This is a genomic window from Microbispora sp. NPDC046973, assembly GCF_040644495.1.
GTDB lineage: Bacteria > Actinomycetota > Actinomycetes > Streptosporangiales > Streptosporangiaceae > Microbispora.
Window position 1 is genome coordinate 1 of the sequence record NZ_JBEYWQ010000012.1, and the last position, 24,499, is coordinate 24,499.

Consider the following 24,499-nt stretch of genomic DNA (forward strand, 5'->3'; position numbering starts at 1 on the left):
CGCAGCGGCACGGGGGTGTGCCCGGCCAACTGCTCGTCCAGCAGGTCGATGGTGTGGTCGAAGGCGGTGGCGAAGGCGGGGTAGGCGGCATACAGGCCGCGTCCCATGCCGGCGCGTTGGCTGCCTTGCCCGGTGAAGACGAACGCGACTCCGCCTGGCCGGGCCACCCCGGTCACGATTCCGCTGGTGGGTGTGCCGTCGGCGAGGGTGCGGGTGCGGTCCAGTAGTTCTTGCCGGGTGGTGCCGGTGACGACGGCGCGGTGGTCGAAGTGGGTGCGGGTGGTGGCCAGGGAGTAGCCGACGTCGACCGCATCCAGTTCGGGGTGCCGGTCCAGATGATGCGCGAGCCGTGCGGCCTGAGCACGCAGCGCCTCCGGCGACCGCGCCGAGAGCACCCACGGCACCACCGGCAGCGGACGGCGCTCGTGCGATTCGTGCTCGGGCGGTTCTGGGGCTTGTTCGATGATGACGTGGGCGTTGGTTCCGCTGACGCCGAAGGCGGAGACGGCGGCGCGGCGGGGGTGGCCGTGGTCGGGCCAGGGGCGCTGTTCGGTGAGGAGGCGGATGGCGCCGGTGGTCCAGTCGATGTGGGGGGTGGGCTGGTCGATGTGGAGGGTTTGGGGCAGCACTGCGTTGCGGATGGCGTGGACGGTTTTGATGACGCCGGCGACGCCGGCGGCGGCTTGGGCGTGGCCGATGTTGGATTTGAGGGAGCCGAGCCACAGCGGCCGGTCGGCGGGCCGGTCCTGGCCGTAGGTGGCCAGCAGGGCTTGGGCTTCGATGGGGTCGCCGAGGGTGGTGCCGGTGCCGTGGGCTTCGACGGCGTCCACGTCTGCAGGGGTGAGTCCGGCGTTGTCGAGGGCGTGGGTGATGACGCGTTGTTGTGAGGGGCCGTTGGGTGCGGTCAGGCCGTTGGAGGCGCCGTCCTGGTTGACGGCGGTGCCGCGGATGACCGCCAGCACCCGGTGGCCGAGGCGCCGGGCGTCGGACAGGCGTTCGACCAGCAGCAGGCCCACGCCCTCGGCCCAGCCGGTGCCGTCCGCCGACGAGGAGAACGCCTTGCACCGCCCGTCCGGGGACAGCCCGCGCTGCCGGGAGAACTCGACGAACGTGCTCGGCGACGTCATGAGTGTGACTCCGCCGGCGAGGGCCAGGTCCGACTCGCCCGACCGCAGCGACCGTACGGCGAGATGCAGGGCGACCAGCGACGACGAGCAGGCGGTGTCCACCGTCACCGCCGGGCCCTCGAACCCGAAGGTGTAGGCGATCCGCCCCGACAGCACGCTGGCCGCGGTGCCCGTGATCAGGTAACCCTCGACCTCCTCGGGCGCGGGGCCCGATGACTTGGCGTAGTCCTGACCGTTGGTGCCCGTGAAGACCCCCGTACGGCTGCCTTTGAGGGTGGCGGGGTCGATGCCGGCGCGTTCGAGGGTTTCCCAGGCGACTTCGAGCAGGAGGCGTTGCTGGGGGTCGCTGGCGAGGGCTTCGCGGCGGGAGATGCCGAAGAAGTCGGCGTCGAATCCGGCGACGTCGTCGAGGAAGCCGCCGTGTCGGGTGTAGGAGGTGCCGGGGTGGTCGGGGTCGGGGTCGTACAGGGCGTCGAGGTCCCAGCCGCGGTCGGCGGGGAACTCGGAGACGGCGTCGCGGCCCTCGGCGACCAGGTCCCACAGGTCTTCGGGGGAGCTCACCCCGCCGGGCAGGCGGCAGCCCATCCCCACGATCGCGATCGGCTCGCGTTGCTCGTCCCGGACGTCCCGCAGTTCCTCGCGGGTCTTGTGCAGTTCCTCCGTCACGCGTCGGAGGAGACGCCGGATCTGGTCGTCGCTCACAGGTCCGCCTTCCATGGGCACGGGGTGGGGCGATGGGACAAGGTCAGGAGATGCCGAGCTCGTTGCTGATGAATTCGATGAGCTCGTCGTCGGAGGCCGAGGACAGGTCGGCGGTCGCCGTGGGACGCTCGTCCGGCGAGTCGTCGCCGAGAATCTCCGTCAGGCGCCGCAGCCGGTTCATCGCGGCCTCCCGGTCGGACGGGGAGACCGCCTCGCCGAGCAGCGCCTCCAGCTCGTCGAGTTTCGCGAGCACCGCGGCGACGGGCGGCTCGGCGTCGGGCAGCAGCACGTGGAGCAGGTGGTCCACGAGCCCCGCCGGCGTCGGATAGTCGAACACGAGCGTGCTCGGCAGCGCCGTCCCCGTCAGCCGGTTGAGGCGGTTGCGCAGTTCGACGGCCGACAGCGAGGTGAACCCCTGGTCGCGGAAGCCCCGGTCGTCGTCCACTTCGGCCGCCGAGCCGTACCCGAGCACGTCGGCGATCTCGGCGCGGACCAGCGCGCGCAGCGTCTGCCGTCGCTCGGGCTCCGGCAGCCCCGTCAGCCGGGCGAGGAGATCCGGCTCGCCGCCGGAGGTCTCCGACGCCGCGCCGCGCAGCGCCGCGCGTGCCTCGGGCAACTCGGCGAGCAGGGAGCGAGGTCGTACGGCGAGCACCGTCGTCCAATCCGCGCGGGCGACGACCAGCCGGGTCTCCCCCTCGGTCACCGCCTCTTCCAGCGCCGACACCGCGAGATCGGGGGCCATGGACGGGTAGCCGCTTCGCCGCAGCCCCTGCCGGGCCTCCTCGCCTGCGATGCCGTCGCCGTCCCAGTGCCCCCAGGCGATGGAGGTGGCGGGCAGGCCGAGCGACCGGCGGTGCTCGGCAAGAGCGTCCAGGAAGGAGTTGCCCGGCGCGTAGTTGCCCTGGCCCGGGTTGCCGATCAGCCCGGTGATCGACGAGAACAGCACGAACGCCGTCAGCGGAAGCTCCCGGGTCAGCTCGTGCAGGGCGAGCGCGCCGCCCGCCTTCACCCGGTTCACCGCGGCCAGCCGCTCCGGCGTGAGCGATCCGAGCAGGCCGTCGTCCAGTACGGCGGCGGTGTGGACCACGGCGGTCAGCGGATGCTCCGGCGGCACGGCAGCGAGCGCGGCGGTGAGGTCGTCTCTGTCGGAAACGTCGCACGCGGCGACCGTCACCCCGGTGCCCAGCCCGGTGAGTTCGGCGCGCAGGTCTTCCGCCCCGGGAGCGTCGAGCCCCCTCCGGCTGACCAGCAGCAGGTGCGGGACCCCGCGCCGGGCCAGCCTCCGGGCCACATGAGCACCGAGCGCGCCCGTGCCGCCCGTGATGAGCACGGTCCCCGCCGGCGTCCACTCCGCGGGTGCCGCCTTCCGGCTCGGTGCGGGGACCAGTCTGCGCGCGAGAAGTCCCGAGGCGCGCACCGCGAGTTCCGACTCGCCGTGTCCACCCGTCAGCGCGCTCACCGCGTGTGCGGCGCTCCGCCCGTCAGGCCGCGATGCGTGCAGCGGCGGAAGGTCCACGATCCCGGCCCATCGCTCGGGCCTCTCGGCGGCGATCACTCCGCCCAGGCCCCACGCGAGGCCCCCGGCAGGATTCGGCACCCGGTCGGACGGCGCCGCCGCGACCGCGCCGGTCGTCGTGAGCCAGAGCGGGCCATCGATCCCCGCCGCGTCCAGCGCCTGCAGCAGCGCGACGTCCTGGCCCTCATAAGGGGCGCCGTCCAGGCCGAGCAGCGACACGACACCGGTGAAGCGCCCACCGGTCCGTACGGAGGCGAGCGACGCCACCAGGGCATTCCGGTCGGCCGTTTCGCCGACGACGGCCTCCGCCACTTCGGCGCCGCGCTCCTCAAGCACGCGCCGCAGGGCCTCCGCCCAGGCCGCGGCCGTCTCCCACGTCGTATGGACCATCAGCCAGCGGCCCCCGGACCGGAGCGCGGGCTCCTCCACCGGCCGCCAGACGACGCGGTAGCGCCACGAATCGAGCGTGGCCCGTGCGTCCCGGGCGGCGTGCCACGAGGCCAGGACCGGCAGGGCCTCCCCGAGCGACCGTCGTACGCGCTCGGCTTCCCTGCCCAGGGTGCCGACCAGAGCGTCGAGGTCACCGCGGCCGACGATGTCCCAGAAACGCGCCTTCCCGTCGTCGTACGGCCCGGCCTGGCCGGACTTCGGCGGGCTGACCCAGTGCCTGCGTCGCTGGAAGGCGTAGGTGGGTAGGTCGACGGTGGTGGCTTGGCCGTGGAGGGTGGTCCAGTCGGTGGGGGTGCCGTGGGTGTGGGCGTGGGCGGCGGCGGTGACGACGGTGTGGGGTTCGGGGCGGTCGCGGCGGAGCACGGGGACGGCGACGATGTCCTGCTGTTGGTCGAGGGTGTCGCGGATGAGGGCGGTGAGGATGGCGTCGGGGCCGATCTCGATGAAGGTGGCGGCGCCCTGGTTGTGGAGTGTTCGGGTGGCGTCGGCGAAGCGGACGGGGTTGCGCAGGTGGCGGGTCCAGTAGGCGGCGTCGATCCCGGAGGTTGCGGGTTGCCCGGTCAGGTCGGAGACGTAGTCGATGGCCGGGGATGCGTAGGTCAGGCCGCTGATCGCCTGCTCGAAGTCCTCGAGGATGGGGTCCATGTGGGGGGAGTGGAAGGCGTGGCTGACGGTCAGCGGCCGGACCTTGTGCCCCTTGTCCCGGAAGTGTTCGCTGAGTTGGGTGACCGCCTCGGTGTCGCCGGAGATGACGGTGGAGGTGGGGGTGTTGAGGGCGGCGATGGTGACGGCGTCGGTCAGGTGAGGGGTGATCTGGGTCTCTGTTGCGTTGATGGCGGTCATGGCGCCGCCTGGGGGGAGGGTGTGCATGAGGCGGGCGCGGGTGGCGACGAGGGCCGCGGCGTGGGGGAGGGTGAGGATGCCGGCGGTGTGGGCGGCGGCGATGGCGCCGATGGAGTGTCCGGCGACGGCGGTGGGGGTGATGCCCCAGGTGGCCAGTAGGTGGGTGAGGGCGGTTTGCAGGGCGAACAGGGCGGGCTGGGTGTAGAGGGTCTGGTCGAGCAGGCGGGGGTCGGCGTCGCCGAGCAGCACCTGGCGCAGCGGCACGGGGGTGTGCCCGGCCAACTGCTCGTCCAGCAGGTCGATGGTGTGGTCGAAGGCGGTGGCGAAGGCGGGGTAGGCGGCATACAGACCGCGTCCCATGCCGGCGCGCTGGCTGCCTTGCCCGGTGAAGACGAACGCGACTCCGCCCGGCCGCGCCACACCCGTGACCACTCCGTTCGGCGTTGCCGCGTCGGCGAGGGCGCGGGTGCGGTCCAGTAGTTCTTGTCGGGTGGTGCCGGTGACGACGGCGCGGTGGTCGAAGTGGGTGCGGGTGGTGGCCAGGGAGTAGCCGACGTCGACCGCGTCCAGTTCGGGGTGCCGGTCCAGATGATGCGCGAGCCGTGCGGCCTGAGCGCGCAGCGCCTCCGGGGACCGCGCCGAGAGCACCCACGGCACCACCGGAACCGAACCCCGTGGGTCCGGCACCTTCTGAAGACCGTCCGACGCGACGGTGGGCGAGCCTCCGCTGTCCCGGGCCGGCGGACCGCCCCGAGAGACGGCATGAGACGCCTGAGGGGCGCCGCCCTGGTCGGGCGCCTGCTCCACGATGACGTGGGCGTTGGTGCCGCTGATCCCGAAGGACGACACGCCCGCGCGTCTCGGGCGGCCGGTCTCCGGCCAGGGCACGGGCTCGGTCAGCAGCGACAGGCCCGCCGACCAGTCGACGTACGGGGACGCATCGTCGGCGTGCAGCGTCTTCGGCAGCACGCCGTGCCGCATCGCCAGCACCATCTTCATGACGCCGCCGACGCCCGCCGCGGCCTGGGTGTGGCCGATGTTGGACTTCAGCGAGCCGAGCCACAGCGGCCGGTCGGCGGGGCGGTCCTGACCGTAGGCCGCCAGCAGCGCCCGCGCCTCGACGGGGTCGCCGAGCGTCGTGCCCGTGCCGTGCGCCTCGACCGCGTCCACCTGGTCCGGGGTGAGTCCGGCGTCCGCCAGGGCCTGGCGGATCACCCGCTGCTGCGACAGCCCGTTGGGCGCGGTGAGGCCGTTGGAGGCGCCGTCCTGGTTGACGGCGGTGCCGCGGATGACCGCCAGCACCCGGTGGCCGTTCCTGCGTGCGTCGGACAGGCGTTCGACCAGCAGCAGGCCCACGCCCTCGGCCCAGCCGGTGCCGTCCGCCGACGAGGAGAACGCCTTGCACCGCCCGTCCGGCGCGAGCCCGCCCTGCCGGGAGAACTCGGTGAACATGCCGGGCGACGACATCACCGTCACCCCGCCCGCCAGGGCCAGGTCCGACTCGCCCGACCGCAGCGACCGTACGGCGAGATGCAGTGCGACCAGCGACGACGAGCAGGCGGTGTCCACCGTCACCGCCGGGCCCTCCAGCCCGAAGGTGTAGGCGATCCGCCCCGAGGCGACGGCGGCCGCCGTGCCCGTGAGGGCGTAGCCCTCGGACCCCTCGGCGGTCTCGTGCAAACGGGGGCCGTAGTCCTGGGGCATCATGCCGACGAACACGCCGGTGCGGCTGCCCGCCAGCGACCCCGGCACGACGCCGGCCCGTTCGAAGGCCTCCCACGCCACCTCCAGCAGGAGACGCTGCTGCGGGTCCATGGCCGCCGCCTCGCGGGGGCTGATGCCGAAGAACTCCGCGTCGAAGCGGTCGGCGTCGTGGAGGAAGCCTCCTTCACCGGTGACGGATGTGCCGGGCCGCGTCGCGGCGGGGTCGTACAACGCATCCACGTCCCAGCCCCGGTTGGCGGGGAAGGCGGTGACGGCGTCGGCGCCGTCGAGCACGAGCTCCCAGAGCCTTTCCGGGCTGTCGGCTCCGGGATACCGACCGGCCATGGCGACCACCGCGATCGGCTCGTCGGCCGCCCGCTCCCCGGAGGCCGGGGCCGGAGGCGCCGCGGGAGCGGCGGTGGTGCCGCCCTCGGACAGGGCGAGCAGGTGGCGGGCCAGCGCGAGGGGCGAGGGGTGCTCGAACGTGACGGTCGCGGGAACCGTCAGACCGGTCGCCGCGGCCAGGGCGTCCCGCAGCTCCACCACGCCCAGCGAGTCGAGCCCCAGGTCCTTGAAGGAAAGATGCGGCGCGACGCTCCGCGCGTCCGCGTGCCCCAGGACGGCCGCCGTGGCGGACAGGACGAGGTCGAGCGACGCCTGCTCGCTCCGCGCGACCACCGACCCGGGAGATGTCTCCCGCCGACGCTGCGCCTCCGGCTCGTTCTGTGTCTCCCGCCCGCTCTGTGCCCGCTGTTCGCTCGGCTCCCTGGGCACGACGGGGGCGTCGATCCAGTGCCGGCGGCGCTGGAAGGGATAGGTGGGCAGGGGGACGCGCCGCGCGCCGGGCCATAGGGCCCGGCTCCAGTCGACGTGGCCGCCGCCGGCGTGGAGCGTGCCGAGCGCCCGGAGGAACTCGCCCAGGTCACCCCTGCCGCGGCGCAGTGTTCCGGTGACCACACGCCCGAGGTCCGGCGCGGCGTCGTCGGCGGCGTCCAGGATCTCCCGGACGCCCGGAACCAGGATCGGGTGCGGACTGGCCTCCACGAACACGGTGTGACCGTCACACAGCGCGGCCTCGACGGCCCGGTCGAACCGCACGGTGTGCCGCAGGTTGCGGTACCAGTAGTCCGCGTCCAGCTCCGCGGTGTCGAGCCGCCCGCCGGTCAGCCCGGAGTAGAAGGCCACGCCGCTTCGCCGAGCCGGATGCCCCGGCAGGGAGGCCAGGAGGCGGTCCCGTACGGCTTCCGCGTGCGCCGAGTGCGAGGCGTAGTCGATGCGTACGCGCCGCACCCCGACGCCCTCGGCCTCGTATCGGGCGATCAGCTCGTCCAGCGCGTCCGCGTCACCGGAGACGACGGTGACCGAGGGGCCGTTGACGGCGCCGATCTCCAGCCGCCCCGCCCATTCGGCCACCCGCGCCTCCACCACGGGACGCGGCAGCGGCACCGAGGCCATCCCGCCGCGACCCGATATCGCGGCGAGCGCCTGGCTGCGCAGGACCACGATCGCGGCGGCGTCCTCAAGCGACAGGGCGCCCGCGACGTGCGCGGCGGCGATCTCACCTTGGGAATGGCCGATGACGGCGTCGGGGCGGACGCCGAAGTGCTCCCACAGCCGGGCGAGCGCCACCATGAGGGCGAACAACGCGGGCTGCACGACGTCCACCCGCTCGAACGACTCCGCGCCGGGCAGGTTCCACAGCACGTCCCGGGGTGACCAGTCCACGTGGGGGCGGAGGGCGTCGGCGGCCTCATCCAGGTGCCGGGCGAAGACGGGGGAGGCGTCGGCCAGGTCCCGGCCCATGCCCGCCCACTGGCTGCCCTGACCGGGGAAGACGAGCACGGTGCCGCCGAGGTCGCGCGCCCTGCCCTGCACCGCCCCGGACGCCAGGTCGCCCGAACCGAACGCGCGCAGCCGTTCCCGCAGGTCCTCGCGGTCCGTGCCCACCACGACAGCCCGGTGTTCGAACGCGGCCCGGCCGGTGGCCAGCGACAGTGCGACGTCGGAGGGGTTCGCGTCGAGGGCGGCCGAAGCGCTCAGCCGGGCGGCCTGCTCCCGCAGCGCGGCCGGGTCGCGAGCCGACAGAACGAGAGGGACGGCCGCCGGGCCACTCCCATCGGAGCCGGCGGCCTCGCCGTCCCCGGCCGGGCCGGTGCCGGTGCCGACCTCCGCCCCAGCCGTCCGCCGCTCCGTACGGCGCGGCGCTTCCGGCTCGGGGGCCGCGGGTCGCGGCGGCGGCTCGGCGAGGACCACGTGACAGTTCGCTCCACCGACGCCGAACGAGCTGACCCCCGCGACCAGCGGCGCGTCCGGGCGCGGCCAGGAGGAGAGCTCCGTGACGACCCGCAGGTTGAGGGCGTCGAGGTCGATGCCGGGGTTCGGCGCCTCGTAGTTCAGGCTGGCCGGCACCTCCCGATGATGAATGCTGAGCACGGCCTTGAGCAGCCCGGCGATGCCGGCCGCTCCCTCCAGGTGGCCGACGTTCGTCTTCACCGACCCGACCAGGAGGGGCCGCGTCGCGGGCCGGGCCGCGCCGAGCACGGCGCCGAGGGCCGCCGCCTCGATCGGGTCGCCGACCCTGGTGCCGGTGCCGTGCAGCTCGACGAACTGCACGGCCGCGGGGTCGACGCCGGCCCTCTCCACGGCCAGCCGTACGACCTGCTCCTGAGCGGCCGCGCCGGGGACGGTGAGACCGGGGGTCGCGCCGTCGTTGTTGATCGCGCTGCCCAGGATGACCGCGTAGACGTGGTCCTCGTCGGCCAGTGCCTGCCGCAGCGGCTTCAGCACGACGATCCCGCCGCCCTCCCCGCGGGCGTAGCCGTTCGCCCGGGCGTCGAAGGTGAAGCACCGCCCGTCGGGGGACAGGCCGCCGAACCGATCGGCGGTCGCCGTGCTTTCCGGGACCAGGTTGAGATTCACTCCGCCCGCGAGCGCGACGGCCGCCTCGCCCGAGCGCAGGCTCTCACTGGCCAGATGCACGGCCACCAGCGCGGACGACTGAGCGGTGTCGACCGTGAGGCTCGGGCCGTGCAGGTCCAGCGCGTACGAGACGCGGTTGGCCAGGATGCCGCGGGTGAGCCCGGCGAGGGTATGGCGGGTGATGGCCGCCTCTCCCCGCTGGTAGACGAGCGTGGCGTAGTCGGCGGCCATCGCCCCGATGACCACGCCCGCCGACGTGCCCGCGAGGTCGGCGGGCCGGATGCCGGCGTCCTCCAGCGCCTCCCAGGCGAGTTCCAGCGTCAGCCGCTGCTGGGGGTCCATCGCCGCCGCCTCCTTCGGCGAGACGCCGAAGAACCCCGCGTCGAACTCGTCGACCCGGTCCAGGAAACCGCCCCGCAGGCCGGCGAGCCGGGGCTCGTCCGCCAGGCGGCTCTCCGGAGGCGGGCCGACCGCGTCGCGCCCGGCGCGCAGCAGTTCCCACAGGTCCCGCGGATGTGGCGCCCCCGGCAGCCGGCAGGCGAGCCCGACCACCGCGATCGCGTCCTCGCCGTAGCCGACCATCTCGTCCATGGTGAACATCCGCCCCCTCGCGTCGTGCCCGTGTTTCTCGTCGTGCTTCTCGTCCGCGTACGCGTGGCCGGACCCGCCGTATTCGCCGCTTCCTTTCACGTGAAAGGCGGCGCGGCCCGGGCTGCCCCCTTTCCACGGCCGAAACGGAGATTGGAACAGCCCGGCCCGCCCGGCGGCCTTCTCAAAAAGCGCGCGTGAGCATCGGCGGCGCGGTTTCGCCGTGCCCGCGCTTCTCGTTCCGGAGCCCGCGCCCCGGCCCGGCCGGCCCAATCGACATTTGCATGGAATTCGTGAAATAGTCAACTGTGACACCGATCACGGGATATCGGGCCATTCATAAGTATTTCTTTATCTATTTCCATCGGAAATCGTAATTGGACCCGGGGGATGCGGTCTGTCTACCGTTTTCGGAGAAACGCGAGCGCACGCACATCGATGGGGGTGGATCCATGACTGTTGCCGAGGCGGTGGCGGCGCGGGAGAGCCGCGACGTCCGCAGGCCCGTCGCCCGGCTCGGGCGCCTGCTCGACGCGGACTCGATGACGCCGCTGCACGCGGAGGACGCGAGCGGCGTGCTCGCGGTCACCGGGCGCGTCCACGGCTGCCCGGTGGTCGCCTTCTGCACCGACGCGACGGTCATGGGCGGGGCCCTGGGGCTGGCAGGGGCCCGGCACATCGTCGCCGGGGTGGACGAGGCGCTGCGGCGCCGGGTGCCGGTGATCGGGGTGTGGCACTGCGGAGGGGCCCGTCTCGCCGACGGCGTGGAGTCGATGCACGGCGCCGGCCTGGTCTTCGAGGCGAACATCCGCGCCTCGGGACGGGTGCCGCAGATCTCCGTCATCGTGGGCCCGGCGGCCGGCGCGGCGGCGTACGGACCGGCCCTCACCGACCTGATCGTCATGTCCGACCTGGGCCGGGTGTTCGTCACCGGCCCCGACGTGGTCCGCAGCGTGACGGGCGAGGAGATCGACATGGAGGGGCTCGGCGGCGCCGACGCGCATGGCCGCCGCTCCGGCGTGGTGCACGTGGTCGCCGGGGACGAGGACGACGCCTACCGGCGCGCCCGCACGGTCACCGGCCTCCTGGCAGACACCGGCGGGTACGCCATGGACGGCCTGGCCGACGACCGCGACCCGGCCGCTCTGCTGCCCGAGTCGGCCCGCCGCGCGTACGACATCCGCCCGGTCATCCGCGCGCTGCTCGACGACGGCGAGGCGTTCGTCGAGATCCAGGCGCGCTGGGCGCCGAACATCGTCGTCGGGCTCGGCCGCCTCGCCGGGCACACGGTCGGCGTCGTGGCGAACAACCCGCTCCGCAAGGGCGGCTGCCTCGATGCTCTGTCGGCGGAGAAGGCCGCCAGATTCGTCCGGATGTGCGACGCCCACGGGGTTCCGCTGGTCGTGCTGGCGGACGTCCCCGGCTACCTCCCCGGCGTCGGCCAGGAGTGGGGCGGCGTGGTCCGCCGGGGGGCGAAGCTGCTGCACGCCTTCGCGGAGGCGACCGTGCCCCGGGTGACGGTGGTCGTCCGCAAGTCCTACGGCGGCGCCTACATCGCCATGAACTCCCGCTCGCTCGGGGCGACCGCCGTCTTCGCCTGGCCGGGAGCGGAGGTGGCGGTCATGGGGGCCGAGGCGGCGGTGGGGATCCTGCACCGCCGGCGCCTCGCCGCGGCCGCCTCCGAGGAGGACAGGGAGCGGCTGCGCGCCGAACTGGTGCGGGAACACGAGGAACTGTCCGGCGGCGTCGGCCGGGCGCTCGACCTCCGGGTCGTGGACGAGGTGATCGAGCCGCGGACGACCCGGCGGCGGCTCGCCGAGGCGCTCGCCGCGGCGCCGGCCAGGCGGGGAGCGCACAACAACATCCCGCTCTGACCCTTCCGAACGCGGGGAGAGCGCTTTCTTGACCGATGGGACTTACGGGGTGACGATCTGCGCAACACGCCCGTAACACCCGATCTGGTCCTCGTGGCCCCTCGAGAACGGACGTTCATGCGCAGAGTCATCACCCGATCGCCCCGGCGCGTCCTCGCGGCCCTGGCCGGCCTCGCCCTGCTGCCGGGCGCCGTGGCGGCGGCGACCCCCGGCGAGGCGTCGGGGAAGCCCCCAGGCAAGCCCCCGGTGGTCGGCAGACCGGACACGGACCACGGCTGCGCGCGTATCGAGAAGCGCCTGCCCACGCTGCCCGACTGGCCTGCGGTCAGAAGCGACGTCGGGCGGAACCCGGCCGACGAGAAGCGCATCGCCAAAATCGTCGCGGGGATGACCCTGGCCGAGAAGGTCGGCCAGATGACCCAGCCGGAGATCTCCGCGATCACTCCGGAGGAGGTCGCACAGTACGGCATCGGCTCGGTGCTCAACGGCGGCGGGTCATGGCCGGGCCGCGACAAGCACGCCTCCCCGCAGGACTGGCTCGCCCTCGCCGACGCGTACTGGCAGGCGTCGGTGAGCACGCGCACCAAGATCCCGGTCATCTGGGGCATCGACGCCGTCCACGGCAACAACAACGTGTTCGGCGCGACGCTCTTCCCGCACAACATCGGGCTCGGCGCCGCGCACGATCCCTGCCTGCTGCGCGACATCGGCGCCGCCACCGCCGCACAGGTCCGCGCGACCGGCCAGGACTGGGCCTTCGCGCCCACCCTCGCCGTCGTCAGGGACGACCGCTGGGGCCGCACGTACGAGGGCTACTCGGAGGACCCGCGCATCACCCGCGCGTACGGCTACGAGGTCGTGCGCGGCCTGCAGGACGGCGGCTCCCGCAGGCTGGGCGACCGGGGCGTGATCGCCACGGCCAAGCACTTCATCGGCGACGGCGGCACGCTGAAGGGACAGGACCAGGGGGTCAACCCCTCGTCCGAGGCCGACATGATCAACATCCACGGCCAGGGCTACTACGGCGCGCTCGCCGCCGGGGCGCAGACCGTCATGGCGTCCTTCAACAGCTGGACCAACGAGGACCTCGGCATCACCGAGGGCAAGGTGCACGGCAGCCGCAAGCTCCTCACCGAGGTGCTCAAGCAGAAGATGGGCTTCGACGGCGTCGTCGTCTCCGACTGGAACGGCATCGGCCAGGTCGCCGGCTGCACCAACGCGAACTGCGCCCGCGCCGTCAACGCCGGAATCGACGTGGTGATGGTGCCGAACGACTGGAAGGCGTTCATCTCCACCACGATCGCGCAGGTCGAGGCCGGGGAGATCCCGATGTCCCGCATCGACGACGCCGTGACGCGCATCCTGCGGGTGAAGCTGCGGGCGGGCCTGTTCGGCGCGCCCAAGCCCTCCGCGCGCCCCGGCGCGGGCTCGGCGAGGGCCCTCCAGGCGCGGGCGCTGGCCAGGAAGGCGGTGCGGGAGTCGCAGGTCCTGCTGAAGAACAACCGCAAGGTCCTCCCGCTCTCCCCCCGATCCACGGTGCTGGTGGTCGGCAAGAGCGCCGACAGCATGCAGAACCAGACCGGCGGCTGGACCCTCACCTGGCAGGGCACCGGCAACACCGACGCCGACTTCCCGAACGGCACGACCATCCTGGGCGGCCTGCGCGAGGTCCTCGGCGCGGACCACGTGACCTTCAGCGAGACGGCCGACGGCGTGGATCCCAGCCGGTACGACGCGGTGATCGCCGTGATCGGCGAGACGCCGTACGCCGAGGGCGTGGGCGACCTCGGGCGGCGCTCGCTGGAGGCCGCCAAGCTCTACCCCGGCGACCTCGCGGTGCTCGACAAGGTCGCCGGCAAGGGCACGCCGGTGGTGACCGTCTACGTCGCCGGCCGCCCGCTGCACGTGAACAAGGAGCTCAACCGGTCGGACGCGTTCGTGGCCGCCTGGCTCCCCGGCACCGAGGGCGGCGGCGTGGCCGACCTGCTGGTCAGGAGCCGCAACAGCGGCCCCGGCTACACGGGCACGCTGTCGTACTCGTGGCCGAGGAGCGCCTGCCAGACCCCTCTGAATTCGGGCGAGGAGGGCTACGACCCGCTCTTCCCCCTCGGCTACGGCCTGCGCTACGGGCAGACCGGGGCGGTCGGCACGCTCGACGAGACCTCGCCGGAGTTCGGCTGCGGCGGCACGGGCGGCGGCGGCACCGCCACCGAGGACCTGGAGATCTACAACCGCCAGGACGTGGCGCCGTACAAGAGCTACATCGGCTCGGCCGAGAACTGGGGCGGCACCGAGATCGGCGTGGACGGCGAGGCGGCGCACTCGGAGATCGCCGTCGCCCCGTCGGACGTCAACGTGCAGGGCGACGGGCTGAAGGCGACCTGGAACGGCGCCGGGGCGGCGCAGATCTACATGCAGGACCCCGCGGGCGGCAGCGACCTGCGCGGTTACCTGAACGCCGACGCGGCACTGGTCTTCGACACGATCGTCCACCAGCCTCCGGCGGCCCGCACGGTGATCAGCGCGCACTGCGTCTACCCGTGCCTGGCGGAGGTCGTGGCGACGTCGCTGTTCCAGAAACTGCCCGTGGGCGCCAAGGCGACGGTCAAGATCCCGCTGTCCTGCTTCGCGCCGAACCTGGACTTCGAGAACGTCAACACGCCGTTCCTCGTGTACACGGACGGCGCGTTCTCGGCCTCCTTCGCGAACGTCCGGTGGGTGCCGGGCGCGGCCGAGGACGCCGACGCGCGAAGCTGCGCGGACCTGACATAAAGGCACGTGAGCGCCCTCTGCGCGCGGCGGCGTTCGGGGGGCGCTCATGATTCTCCCAGGCTGACCTCCTACCCTGACCGGATGTTCGTCGATGTTGTGGAAACGAGCCGGAGCGGTGTCAGGGAGGAGGCGTCACCGGCGCGGCCGCAGCCGCCGGCGCCGCGGCAGGGATGGCTGGACGCGTTACGCGGCCTGGCCGCGCTCGTCGTGGTGTTCGAACACTCCCTGGACGCGCTGTTTCCCGAGGTGCGGGCGGGCGCGGGCCAGTGGTTCAACTTCGGCCAGTACGGCGTGCTCGTGTTCTTCCTCGTCAGCGGCTACGTGGTGCCGGTCTCGCTGGAACGCCGCGGCAGCGTCGGCGGGTTCTGGATCAACCGGGTCTTCCGCCTGTATCCCCTGTGGTTCGTCGCCGCGGCGGCCGGGACGGTGTTCGGCGTGGAGGGCGTCTACGCGACGCTGCCGGGTCAGCTGGCCGACCACCCGGGCATCTCGGCCCTGGCGCACCTGACGATGCTGCAGGACCTCCTGCAGGTGGTCAGCGTCGTCAACGTGTTCTGGACGCTGTCGTACGAGATGGTCTTCTACCTGCTCGTGACGGCGATGTTCGTGGCGGGCGTGCACCGCGCCGGCGCCACCGGCATGCTCGCCTTCGCCGCGGCGGCCCTCACCGTGGGCGGACTGCTTCCGGCGGGCGCTCTGTCGCGCGGCGCCGGCACCGCCCAGGTCGTGGGGATCACGGCGGTCGTGCTGCTCGCGGCGGCCGCGTCGCTGGCATGCCGCGGGCGGCTGCGCGTCTGCGGCACCGCCGCGGCGGCCGTGCTGGCTCTGGTGCTGCTCGGCGCCAACAGCCGGATCGGGGCGTGGCAGAGCCTCGCCATCCTCGCCACGATGTTCGCCGGCACCGTGCTCTACCGGCTCGACCAGGGACAACCGCGCCGCAAGACGAGCGGGTGGGCGCTGGCGTGCGTGCCGGTCGCGTCCATCGGCGCCGCGTGGGCCTTCGGCCCCGGCTGGGGCATGCCCGGTGACCAGGCGCTGGCGTTCACCCGGGGATGGTCCACGGCCGTCGCCGCGGCATGGGTCACCTTCCTGGCCGCCCGTCTCCTGCGGCACCGGCCGATGCCCCGCGCCCTCGTGGGGCTCGGCCTGATCAGTTACTCCGTCTACCTGCTGCATCCCCTCGCCGTGCAGGTGCTCCGGCGGCTGACGGCGGACCCGGGCCGCTTCTCCCTCCCCGAACGCCTGGCCATGGCCGTCCTGCTGCTCGCGGTGGTGCTCGCCTGCTCCGCGCTGACCTACCGCGCCGTCGAGCGCCCGGCCCAGTCCCTCGGCCGTCACCTGTCCCGCCGGGCGCGCTCCATATCCTTCGCGAAGGGATCCTTGGCGAAGGGATCCTTGGCGACGGGATCCTTCGCGACGGGATCCTTCGCGACGGGCCCCGCCGGCGTCAGGCCGCCGGGACGGCCTCCCCGGCGACGTCGGCCTCGGCCCTGGCCCTCACCCGCCGCCGTACGGCCAGGCCGAAGCACGCGACCGCCAGGCTGAAGACACCGGCCACCACGAACGGCCCGGCGGGGCGCCACGCGTCGAACAACGCCCCGCCCAGCGCCGAGATGACCATCACCCCGGCCGCGCCGCAGAGCGTGTGGACGCCGAACGCCGAGCCCCGCACGGCCGCCGGCGCCTGCTGCGCGAGCAGCGGGCCCGCCGTGGTGATGGCGGCGATCTCACCCACCCCGATCAGCACGGCGACCAGCATCATCCCCGGGCCGAGGGGATCGGAGACGAGCAGCGTCGACAGGTAGGCGAGGGCGGCGACGACCTGCGCCAGGACGACCAGATCCTGGCGCCGCATCCGGTCGCCCAGCCAGCCGAACAGCGGCGCGCACAGCAGCGCGACCATCTGCGAGACGCCCACCACGGCGCCCGCCTTGGCCAGCGCCTCCGCGCCCGACAGCCCGCCGTGCTCGGTCCCGTAGTTCTTGATCCACAACGACATGAAGGCGACCACGATGGCGAGGTCGGCCCGTGCCACGAACGACGCCGCGTAGGAGAGAGCCACTCCCGGGTCGCGGACGAGGGCCACGCCCTCGCGCACCAGCCGGACCAGCGGCACGCGCTCGGCGGCGACCGGCCGCACCGGCGACAGCGTCAGCCACAGCAGGCCCGCCGTGACCACGATGCCCGCGGCGATCAGCAGGAACGCCGTGCGGGCCGCCTGCACCGGCTCCATCCCGCCCGCCTCCAGCGTCTGCGGCAGCCGCACCAGGACCAGCACCGCGACCAGCGCGCCGAGGCCGCCGAAGAAGCCGACGAGCCCGTACGACGCCCCGCGCGACCTGCTGCGCACGTAGTCGACGGCGATCGTCGACAGCATCGCGTTGATCGCCGCGACGCCCAGGCCGAACACCACCCGCAGCGCGGCCAGCACGGCCGTGTCGGTCGCGAACGGGAACATCGCGGTGCCGGCGGCGCACAGCAGCAGGCCGGAGACCACGATCACGCGGCGCCCGAACCGGTCGGCCAGCGCGCCGTACCACGCGAGGCTCGCGACCATGGCGAGCTCGGCCGCCGTGTTGAGCAGGCCGACGACGGTGCCCTGCCGCGACTCGGGCAGCCCCAGGATCGTGGTGAGGATGTGCGGCTGGGCCGACGGCAGGAAGGAGATCACCGCCGTTCCGGCCGCCGCCAGTGCCAGCAGGGCCCACATGTTGGCACGGGTGACGCCGTCGGCGAGGTAGGTGCCCAGCACTCGGCGCAGGGGTGTCATGGAACGATCATGACATCGGTCGGCGTCGATCTTCGGGAAATGTCGCGTTCCTCTATGGATGCGGTGCTTCGCGCGCGACGGGCTAAGATCGCCCACGTCGGCGACGATCAGGGGGAGGCGTCATGGATCCGGCGACGATGGGGCCCGGCTTCGACCCGAACGTGCCCAACGCGGCCCGGATGTACGACTACTTCCTCGGGGGCAAGGACAACTTCCCCGCCGACCGGGCCGCGGCCGAGCAGGTGCTGCGGCACGTGCCGGAGATCCCGCTCGGAATCAGGGAGAACCGCGAGTTCCTCGTCCGCGCCGTGCGCTTCCTCGCCGGCCAGGGCATCCGGCAGTTCCTCGACATCGGCGCGGGCCTGCCCACCCAGCGCAACGTCCACCAGGTGGCGGCCGAGCACGCGCCCGGCGCCAGGACGGTGTACGTCGACAACGACCAGCAGGTGCTCGCGCACGCCCGCGCGCTGCTCGCCGGCAGCCCGCAGGTGCGGGTCGTGGAGGGCGACCTGCGGCGGCCGGGGGAGATCCTGTCCCATCCCGAGGTGCGAGGCCACCTGGACCTCGACCGGCCGGTCGCCGTGCTGCTGCTCGCGATCGTCCACTTCCTGCCCGACTCCGACGAGCCCCGCCGCCTGCTCGAGGAGATCCGCAAGGCGCTCGCACCCGGCAGCTACCTGGCCATCTCGCACGTCGCGGTGGACGAGCGGCCGGAGCGGGCGCCCGCCGTCGAGCAGGTCTACCAGGGCGCGTCCGCGCAGTTCGTGGCCAGGCAGTCGGACGAGATCATCCCCTTCTTCGAGGGGCTCGACCTGGTCGAGCCCGGCGTGGTCAACCTGCACCAGTGGCGGCCCGAGCACGAGGCGTTCGACCCGCGCCTGCTGACGGTGAAGAACTACTTCCTGTGCGGGGTCGGCCGCGTCTCCTGACGCGCCTTCCCGGGCGAGGGCGCGAGCCTGCCCGCACCCAGCAGAACCGCCAGCAGCAGCACGGTGACCAGCGCGAACGAGGCGGGCAGCCCGGCCAGCGTGGCGATCCCGCCGATCGCGCTCGGCGCGACGAAGCCCGACGCGTAGCTCACCGTGGCCGCGCCCGCGACGCCCTCGCTCGGTGAGGGCCCCGCGTTGCCCGCCGCCGCGAACACCAGCGGGATGACCACCGCGATCCCCACGCCGATCAACATGAACCCGGCGATCGCCGGCACCGGGGTCCGGGAGACCACGACGAGCAGCCCGCCGAGCGCCGCCAGCGCCCCGCCGCCGCGCACGGTCGCCACCGGCCCCAGCCGCCGCACCACCGCGTCGCCGCACAACCGGCCCGCCGCCATCATGCAGGCGAAGGCCGTGTACGCCGCGGCCCCCACCGCCTGGGACGCGCCCGCGACCTGCCTGAGGTAGACCGCGCACCAGTCCTGGGCGGCGGCCTCGCCGAACACCGAGCAGAAGCCCACCAGCCCGATGAGCAGCACTTCGCGCGGCGGGAGCACGAAATGGGGCGGGGCAGGCTCGTCCTCGCCCGCCCGCACGTCGAGCAGCAGCGGGCCGACGGCCAGGGCCGCGAGGAACAGCACGACCGCGGCCCCGCCCAGGTGGAGCCGGGCGTCGAGGCCCGCGCTCGCCGCCAGCGTGCCCACCGCGCCGCCCGCGAGCGTCCCCACGCTCCACATGCCGTGCAGCCCGGACATGATCGAACGGCCGAGCCGCTGCTCGACCACCACCCCCTGGGCGTTCATCGCGACGTCGCCGATGCCGGCCACCGCGCCGTACAGCATGAGCGCCGCGCACAGCAGGGGCAGGTTCGGCGCCAGCGGGGGCAGGACGAGGACCAGGCACCACAGGCCGATCGAGACGCGGGTGACGGTCCGCCCGCCGAACCGGTGCGTGAGGCGCCCCGCGGTCGGCATGGCGAGGATGGAGCCGACCGCGGGCGCGAGCAGGGCGAGCCCGAGCTGGCCGGGCCCGGCCCCGACGTGGTCCTGGATCCACGGGATGCGGGAGGCGAAGCCGCCGGTCACCGCCCCGTGCAGGGCGAAGGTGACCGACACCGCGAGCCTGGCCCGGCTCAGCTCCCGAAGATCCACGATCACACGTTATGCCCCGGGTCACGCCTGAGGCGACCACACGAGCAGGCCCAGGCACATCTCGTCGCTGGTTCCCTCGCCCCAGACCACGTATCGGGGCGGCGACCCGTGCAGCGCGGGCAGCATGGCGCGCAGCCCCGCGTCGTGCGTGCAGGTCACCCGGAGCGTGTCGCCGGCCTTGATCTCCAGCGGCCGGGCCAGCGGGCGGATCGCCTGGTCGTCGAAGTTGTACGCGGGGATGTCGAGCAGGGTCCTCGCACCCGGCTTGCCGGGGTTGAGGTCGACCCGGATGGAGCGGCCGAGCAGGTGCATGTGCCCGGCGACGGCGTACAGCGTCGCGTCCTTGCGGACGGGCATGTCGCAGTGCTGCGTCGGGCCCGGACGTGGGGGCTCGCCCCGCCCGCACATCCGGGTCAGGCCGTCGACCATGTGGCGCGCCTGCTCGCCGAACCGGTGGGCCACGTCATCGACGGCCGCCTCACGCTCGCACAACGGCCCCGACTCCTCGGCCGTGCAGGGCAGTTCGATCGGCCCCGCGATCAGCCCCGTCGCCAGAGGGGCCAGGCCGCTCGCGCCGTCGGCGAGCCGCAGCCGGATGCCGGACCTGTCCGTGCCGCTCGCGCCGCCCAGCAGGTTGTAGTGGATCTGCAGCACCATCTGGCTGCCCGCGGGAAGGGGATACCCGACCTTCTGCCGCAGCAGGGTCTCGTCGGACCCGGGGGCCCAGGAGCCGACCCACGCGCCGTTCTCGATTCCGGCGTCGCCGAAGCAGGTCCAGCCCTCGCCCGGCGTCGCGGCGTCCGTTCTGCGCGCCGCCTCAGCCTCCTTGGGGCCGACCCGGAAGATGATCGCGTGGTGCACGATGTCGCGGTTCTGCGGGAGGAACTGGCTGCCGGTCAGGAACGCGGGCCCTGTGAGCCCGGGATCGACCAGGAAGCAGCGGTACTCGTCGGTGCCGCCCGAGGGCGCAGAGGGCCGGTAGGGCTGCGGGACCGTCAGCGTCATGAACCGTTCGCCCGCCCGCAGCGGCGCCGCCGGCGGCGGCTGCGCCGCGGCGTGGCCCGCGTGACCGGCGTGACCTGCGGAGCCGGTCTGGGCGGCCGGTGCGGTGGGCGTCGCGAGGGTGCGCCCGGGTGCCGCGTCGCCGCACGACGCGACCAGGAGGACGGCGGCGAGCGCGACCGCCGCGCCGCCCGCCCTGCGGGTGAACCATGCCTTTCCTGCCATGGAGCCTCCTGCTCCTCGGGGACCCTTTCCACGCTCCCTTGCCGCCGCTGTCACGTCGACCTACTTCGGATGTAAACCTCTCTCCGACCAGGGAAGGACACGCGTACGCCGTGTCGAGCGGGGGGAGGAGCGCGCCGCGTGCCGGGGGCGGCGTTCGGGGTAAGGGCGGAAAGACCATAGGGTCGTCCCGTGCACATTCGCCCCGCCACAGGCCGGGACCAAGAGCAGGACCAGGAGCAGGACATGGTCGTGAACGAGACCGACGAAGGACCCGGATTCGCCGATCTGGGGCTGGGCCCCGAGCTCCTCAAGGCCTTGTCCGGTCTCGGCTACGAGGAGCCCACCCCGATCCAGCGGGAGGCCATCCCGCCGTTGCTGGAGGGTCGCGACCTCCTCGGGCAGGCCGCCACCGGCACGGGCAAGACGGCCGCGTTCGCCCTGCCCATGCTCCAGCGGCTGCACGGCGACCTCCACCCGGCGGCCATGGAGGCCGCCGGCGGCGACCCCGCGGGGCTGGTGCTCGTGCCCACCCGCGAGCTGGCCGTGCAGGTGTCGGAGGCCATGCACCGCTACGGCCGCGACCTCGGCACGCGGGTGCTGCCCATCTACGGCGGCCAGCCGATCGGGCGGCAGCTGCGGGCGCTGGAGCGCGGCGTGGACGTCGTCGTCGCCACCCCGGGACGGGCGCTCGACCACATCGGCAGGGGCACGCTGCCGCTCAAGGGCCTGCGCATGGTCGTCCTCGACGAGGCCGACGAGATGCTCGACATGGGCTTCGCCGACGACATCGAGGCGATCCTCCAGGACACTCCGGAGGACCGGCAGACCGTGCTGTTCTCCGCGACCATGCCGCCGCGCATCGACGGGATCGCCCGCCGCCACCTGCGCGAGCCGGTGCGGATCAGGATCGAGCGGGAGGCGCCCGCCGCCGGCGAGGCCCCGCTCATCCGGCAGAGCGCCTACATCGTGAGCCGCGCGTACAAGCCGGCCGCGCTGGGCCGGGTGCTCGACGTGGAGGCCCCCACCGCCGCCATCGTCTTCTGCCGCACCCGTGAGGAGGTCGACAGCCTCACCGAGACCATGAACGGCCGTGGCTACCGCGCCGAGGCCCTGCACGGCGGCATGGGACAGGAGCAGCGCGACCGGGTCATGGGCCGGCTGCGCAGCGGGACCGCCGACCTGCTCGTCGCCACCGACGTGGCCGCGCGCGGCCTCGACATCGAGCAGCTCACCCACGTCATCAACTACGACGTGCCGTCGGCGCCCGAGTCGTACGTGCACCGGATCGGCCGGGTGGGCCGGGCCGGGCGCGAGGGCGTCGCGATCACGCTCGCCGAGCCGCGCGAGCACCGCATGCTCAAGACCATCGAGCGCGTCACCCGCAGCAGGATCGCGGTCGAGAAGGTGCCGACGGTCGCCGACCTGCGCGCCCGGCGGCTGGAGCTGACCAGGGCCGCCCTGCAGGAGAGCCTGATGGAGGACGGCGACCTCGACCGCTTCCGGGTGGTGGTCGAGACGCTCGCCGACGAGTTCGACCTGGTCGACATCGCGCTCGCGGCGGTCAAGCTCGCCCACGAGTCCACCGGCGCCGCCGCCGACGAGGAGGAGATCCCCGAGGTCACGCCGCGTCCGCAGCGGCCCGAGCGCGGGCCGCGCGACGACAGGTACGGCCGCGACGACCGGCGCGGGCGGCGCGCGGGCGGTGCGATGAGCCGCGTCTTCGTCGGCGCGGGCCGCAGCGCGGGCGTGCGTCCCCAGGACATCGTCGGCGCGATCACCGGGGAGACCCGGGTCAGCGGGCGCGAGATCGGGGCCATCGAGATCGCCGACCGGTTCACCCTGGTCGAGATCCCGGACGCCGCCGTGGACGAGGTGGTCTCGGCGCTGCGCCGCACCACGATCAAGGGCAAGAAGCCGATCGTGCGCAGGGACCGCGACGGCGCCCCCCGCGGCCGCCGCTGACCTTTTCGGACGGGCGCCGCGGCGCGGGGAGCGATCGCGGCCTGCCGTCAGCGGGCGCCCACCGACCTCCGCGAGCGGGCGGCCGCGGCGGTCCTGCGCCGCGCCGCGCGCCAGCGGGCGAGCAGCAGCGCGAGCAGGCCCGTGAGGACGGCGATGGTCACGCCGGCGCCGAGCAGCGCCCCCAGCCGCTGGTCGGCCGCCCGGTCCGGCGCCCACGGCAACCCGAGCGCCGCGTACCATACCGGCGCCTGCGGCGGCCCCGCGAGCACCACCAGGCCGGTCCACGCGCCCACGGTGATCGCCCCGGCGAGCATCCAGGCGCGGACCTGCGGCCGGATCGCGCGCGGGAGCGGGTCCGCGCCGACGACCACCGCGACGAACAGCACCGCGGTGAGCGTCACCACCGTCTGCGCGGCCAGCCGCAGGGCGAGGCTCGGCTGGGCGTAGCCGAACAGGCCGGTCAGATACAGCGCCGGATACGGCAGCGCGTACAGAGCCAGCGCCGTCACCGGATGGGACAGCGCGCGGCCGGCGGGACCGGCGGTGGGATCCGCGTCCGGACGGACCCGTCGCCACAGCGTCAGCGGGGCGCCGAACGCGAGCAGCACGGGGGCCACCGCGCCGAGCAGCGCGTACTGCGCCGCGTGCGCCGAGAACAGCGCGGGCGCGTACGCCGCCACTCCTCCCGAGGTGGCGTACCCGAGCACGGCCAGACCGGCCAGCCAGGAGGCGGTCCGCCCGGCCGGCCACCCCTCGCCGTCCCCCGGAGCGCGCGACACCCGCCGTACGCCGGACAGGTACGCGGCGAGGGCGGCGGCGAGCAGGAGCAGCGCGATCGGGTCGGGCCGCACCTCGGTGACGAGCGCGCCCGGGGTGAGAGGAGGCAGGGCGTATCCCAGCGCGTCGTGCTGGTGCACGGCGGTCTCCGTGGGCGGCGGGGGCGTGCGTCCCAGCGCCACGGCCAGTCCCAGCGTGCCGACCATCACCGCGATCTCGCCGCAGGCGAGGCGGAGGAACGGCGCGCGGGCCCCGCCGGAGTCCATCGCCTCGATGGTCCTGCGCCGGTGCCGCCACCCGAACCAGCCGAGCACCGCCAGCGCGACGATCTTGGCCAGCACGAGCAGGCCGTACCTCGACTGCCAGAGCAGGGGCAGCGAGCCGAGCCTCACCCAGGCGTTGAGCGCGCCGGACGCCCCGACGGCGGCGAAGCAGCCCAGCGCGAGCGTGCTGAAGCGGCGCACGGCGACGGTGAGCCCGGGCGCGGCGCGCAGGTGCGCCACCAGGGCGTACAGGCCGCCGGTCCACAGCACGACGGCGGCGACGTGCGCCATCAGGCTGAGGACGGCGAGGTTGTGGTCGGCGGCCGAGGCCGAGTGGCCCACGTACGCCGGGGGCAGCGCCGCGAGGAGCGCCACCGCGAGCAGCGTGAGCCGGAGCAGCGGCCCGTTCGGCAGGAGCGATCCGGCGGCGATCGCCAGGGCCGCGAGCGTCACCGTCAGGAACGCCTGCCCCTGCGGGATGTGGAAGAGGAAGGCGGGCAGCGCGCCGGAGCGCAGCGCGTCGCCCGGGGGCAGCCCGAGGAAGTCCGACAGGGTCAGCGCCTCGGTGACCGCCGCGCTCGCCGCCCAGCCGAGCGCCCAGGCTCCGGCCGCCCGCGCGACGTCCCGGCCGCGCGCGGGGGCCAGCACGACCGCCGCCAGCAGGACCCCGACCGTCGCGGCGGCGCAGACGTCGTGGACGAGGCGTGCGACCGGCAGACCCCAGGTGGTCAGCGCGCCGGGGGACGGCAGTCCCTGGATCGCCGGCGGCGGCCTGCCGCCGCCGAACCACAGGGCGAGCGCCAGCACGGCGAACGCCGTCGCGGCGACGGCGGGGACGACCACGCCGCGGTGGCGCTGGGGAGGTGTCATCGTCGGCGTCCTCGGCTCGGCACCGTTGATCGATTGCGAGTATGACCGAAGAGCC

11 protein-coding genes are annotated in these 24,499 nt (G+C 73.9%); 5 read left to right on the forward strand and 6 right to left on the reverse strand.

All coding sequences use genetic code 11. The features are described 5' to 3' along the window. Both ABZ860_RS22265 and ABZ860_RS22270 read right to left on the reverse strand, forming a co-directional pair. Window positions 1-1,844: type I polyketide synthase (locus ABZ860_RS22265; RefSeq protein WP_357223013.1), on the reverse strand; the 1,844-nt coding region annotated here is incomplete at its 3' end. A gap of 28 nt (window positions 1,845-1,872) precedes the next feature. Continuing rightward, window positions 1,873-9,951, reverse strand: a complete 8,079-nt coding sequence (locus ABZ860_RS22270) for a type I polyketide synthase (protein ID WP_357223016.1) — start codon at window positions 9,949-9,951, stop codon at window positions 1,873-1,875. Between the two features lie 350 nt (window positions 9,952-10,301). Here ABZ860_RS22270 and ABZ860_RS22275 point away from each other — a divergent pair, with 350 nt between their 5' ends. The 3 genes from ABZ860_RS22275 to ABZ860_RS22285 all read left to right on the forward strand — a co-directional run bounded on the left by ABZ860_RS22275 (window position 10,302) and on the right by ABZ860_RS22285 (window position 16,040). After that, window positions 10,302-11,723, forward strand: a complete 1,422-nt coding sequence (locus ABZ860_RS22275) for a carboxyl transferase domain-containing protein (protein WP_357223019.1) — start codon at window positions 10,302-10,304, stop codon at window positions 11,721-11,723. Window positions 11,724-11,840: 117 nt separating this feature from the next. After that, window positions 11,841-14,495, forward strand: coding sequence for an exo 1,3/1,4-beta-D-glucan glucohydrolase (locus tag ABZ860_RS22280; protein ID WP_357223022.1), 2,655 nt, complete (start codon window positions 11,841-11,843; stop codon window positions 14,493-14,495). Window positions 14,496-14,576: 81 nt separating this feature from the next. Further along, complete coding sequence (locus ABZ860_RS22285; protein ID WP_357223025.1) at window positions 14,577-16,040, forward strand: acyltransferase; 1,464 nt, start codon at window positions 14,577-14,579, stop codon at window positions 16,038-16,040. Here the strand turns inward: ABZ860_RS22285 and ABZ860_RS22290 are convergent. Then, complete coding sequence (locus ABZ860_RS22290) at window positions 15,943-17,265, reverse strand: MFS transporter (protein WP_357223028.1); 1,323 nt, start codon at window positions 17,263-17,265, stop codon at window positions 15,943-15,945. The two genes, ABZ860_RS22285 and ABZ860_RS22290, sit on opposite strands and share 98 nt — an antisense overlap. 122 nt (window positions 17,266-17,387) lie before the next feature. Here ABZ860_RS22290 and ABZ860_RS22295 point away from each other — a divergent pair, with 122 nt between their 5' ends. Further along, the gene (locus ABZ860_RS22295; RefSeq protein ID WP_357223031.1) at window positions 17,388-18,194 is read left to right on the forward strand and encodes an SAM-dependent methyltransferase; all 807 of its coding nucleotides are present in this window, start codon (window positions 17,388-17,390) and stop codon (window positions 18,192-18,194) included. Here ABZ860_RS22295 and ABZ860_RS22300 read toward each other — a convergent pair. Both ABZ860_RS22300 and ABZ860_RS22305 read right to left on the reverse strand, forming a co-directional pair. Beyond that, window positions 18,161-19,345, reverse strand: a complete 1,185-nt coding sequence (locus ABZ860_RS22300; protein WP_357223034.1) for an MFS transporter — start codon at window positions 19,343-19,345, stop codon at window positions 18,161-18,163. The genes ABZ860_RS22295 and ABZ860_RS22300 overlap by 34 nt on opposite strands. 21 nt (window positions 19,346-19,366) lie before the next feature. Then, window positions 19,367-20,572 (reverse strand): monooxygenase, encoded by a 1,206-nt coding sequence (locus ABZ860_RS22305; protein WP_357223037.1) that lies wholly within the window; start codon window positions 20,570-20,572, stop codon window positions 19,367-19,369. A 243-nt stretch (window positions 20,573-20,815) separates the two neighbouring features. Here ABZ860_RS22305 and ABZ860_RS22310 point away from each other — a divergent pair, with 243 nt between their 5' ends. Further along, window positions 20,816-22,534 carry a DEAD/DEAH box helicase gene (locus ABZ860_RS22310; protein WP_357223556.1) on the forward strand — a complete coding sequence of 573 codons (1,719 nt, stop codon included), beginning with the start codon at window positions 20,816-20,818 and terminating at the stop codon, window positions 22,532-22,534. Between the two features lie 47 nt (window positions 22,535-22,581). Here ABZ860_RS22310 and ABZ860_RS22315 read toward each other — a convergent pair whose 3' ends face one another. Next, entirely contained in the window at window positions 22,582-24,444 is a 1,863-nt protein-coding gene (locus tag ABZ860_RS22315) for a cytochrome c oxidase assembly protein (protein WP_357223040.1), read from the reverse strand. Between the last annotated feature and the right edge of the window lie 55 nt (window positions 24,445-24,499).

Bases quoted from the DNA above. Each gene is read 5' to 3' on its own strand.
- ABZ860_RS22275 (WP_357223019.1), top strand. From the start codon at position 10,302: ATGACTGTTGCCGAGGCGGTGGCGGCGCGGGAGAGCCGCGACGTCCGC.
- ABZ860_RS22280 (WP_357223022.1), top strand. From the start codon at position 11,841: ATGCGCAGAGTCATCACCCGATCGCCCCGGCGCGTCCTCGCGGCCCTG.
- ABZ860_RS22285 (WP_357223025.1), top strand. From the start codon at position 14,577: ATGTTCGTCGATGTTGTGGAAACGAGCCGGAGCGGTGTCAGGGAGGAG.
- ABZ860_RS22290 (WP_357223028.1), bottom strand. From the start codon at position 17,265: ATGACACCCCTGCGCCGAGTGCTGGGCACCTACCTCGCCGACGGCGTC.
- ABZ860_RS22295 (WP_357223031.1), top strand. From the start codon at position 17,388: ATGGATCCGGCGACGATGGGGCCCGGCTTCGACCCGAACGTGCCCAAC.
- ABZ860_RS22305 (WP_357223037.1), bottom strand. From the start codon at position 20,572: ATGGCAGGAAAGGCATGGTTCACCCGCAGGGCGGGCGGCGCGGCGGTC.
- ABZ860_RS22310 (WP_357223556.1), top strand. From the start codon at position 20,816: ATGGTCGTGAACGAGACCGACGAAGGACCCGGATTCGCCGATCTGGGG.
- ABZ860_RS22315 (WP_357223040.1), bottom strand. From the start codon at position 24,444: ATGACACCTCCCCAGCGCCACCGCGGCGTGGTCGTCCCCGCCGTCGCC.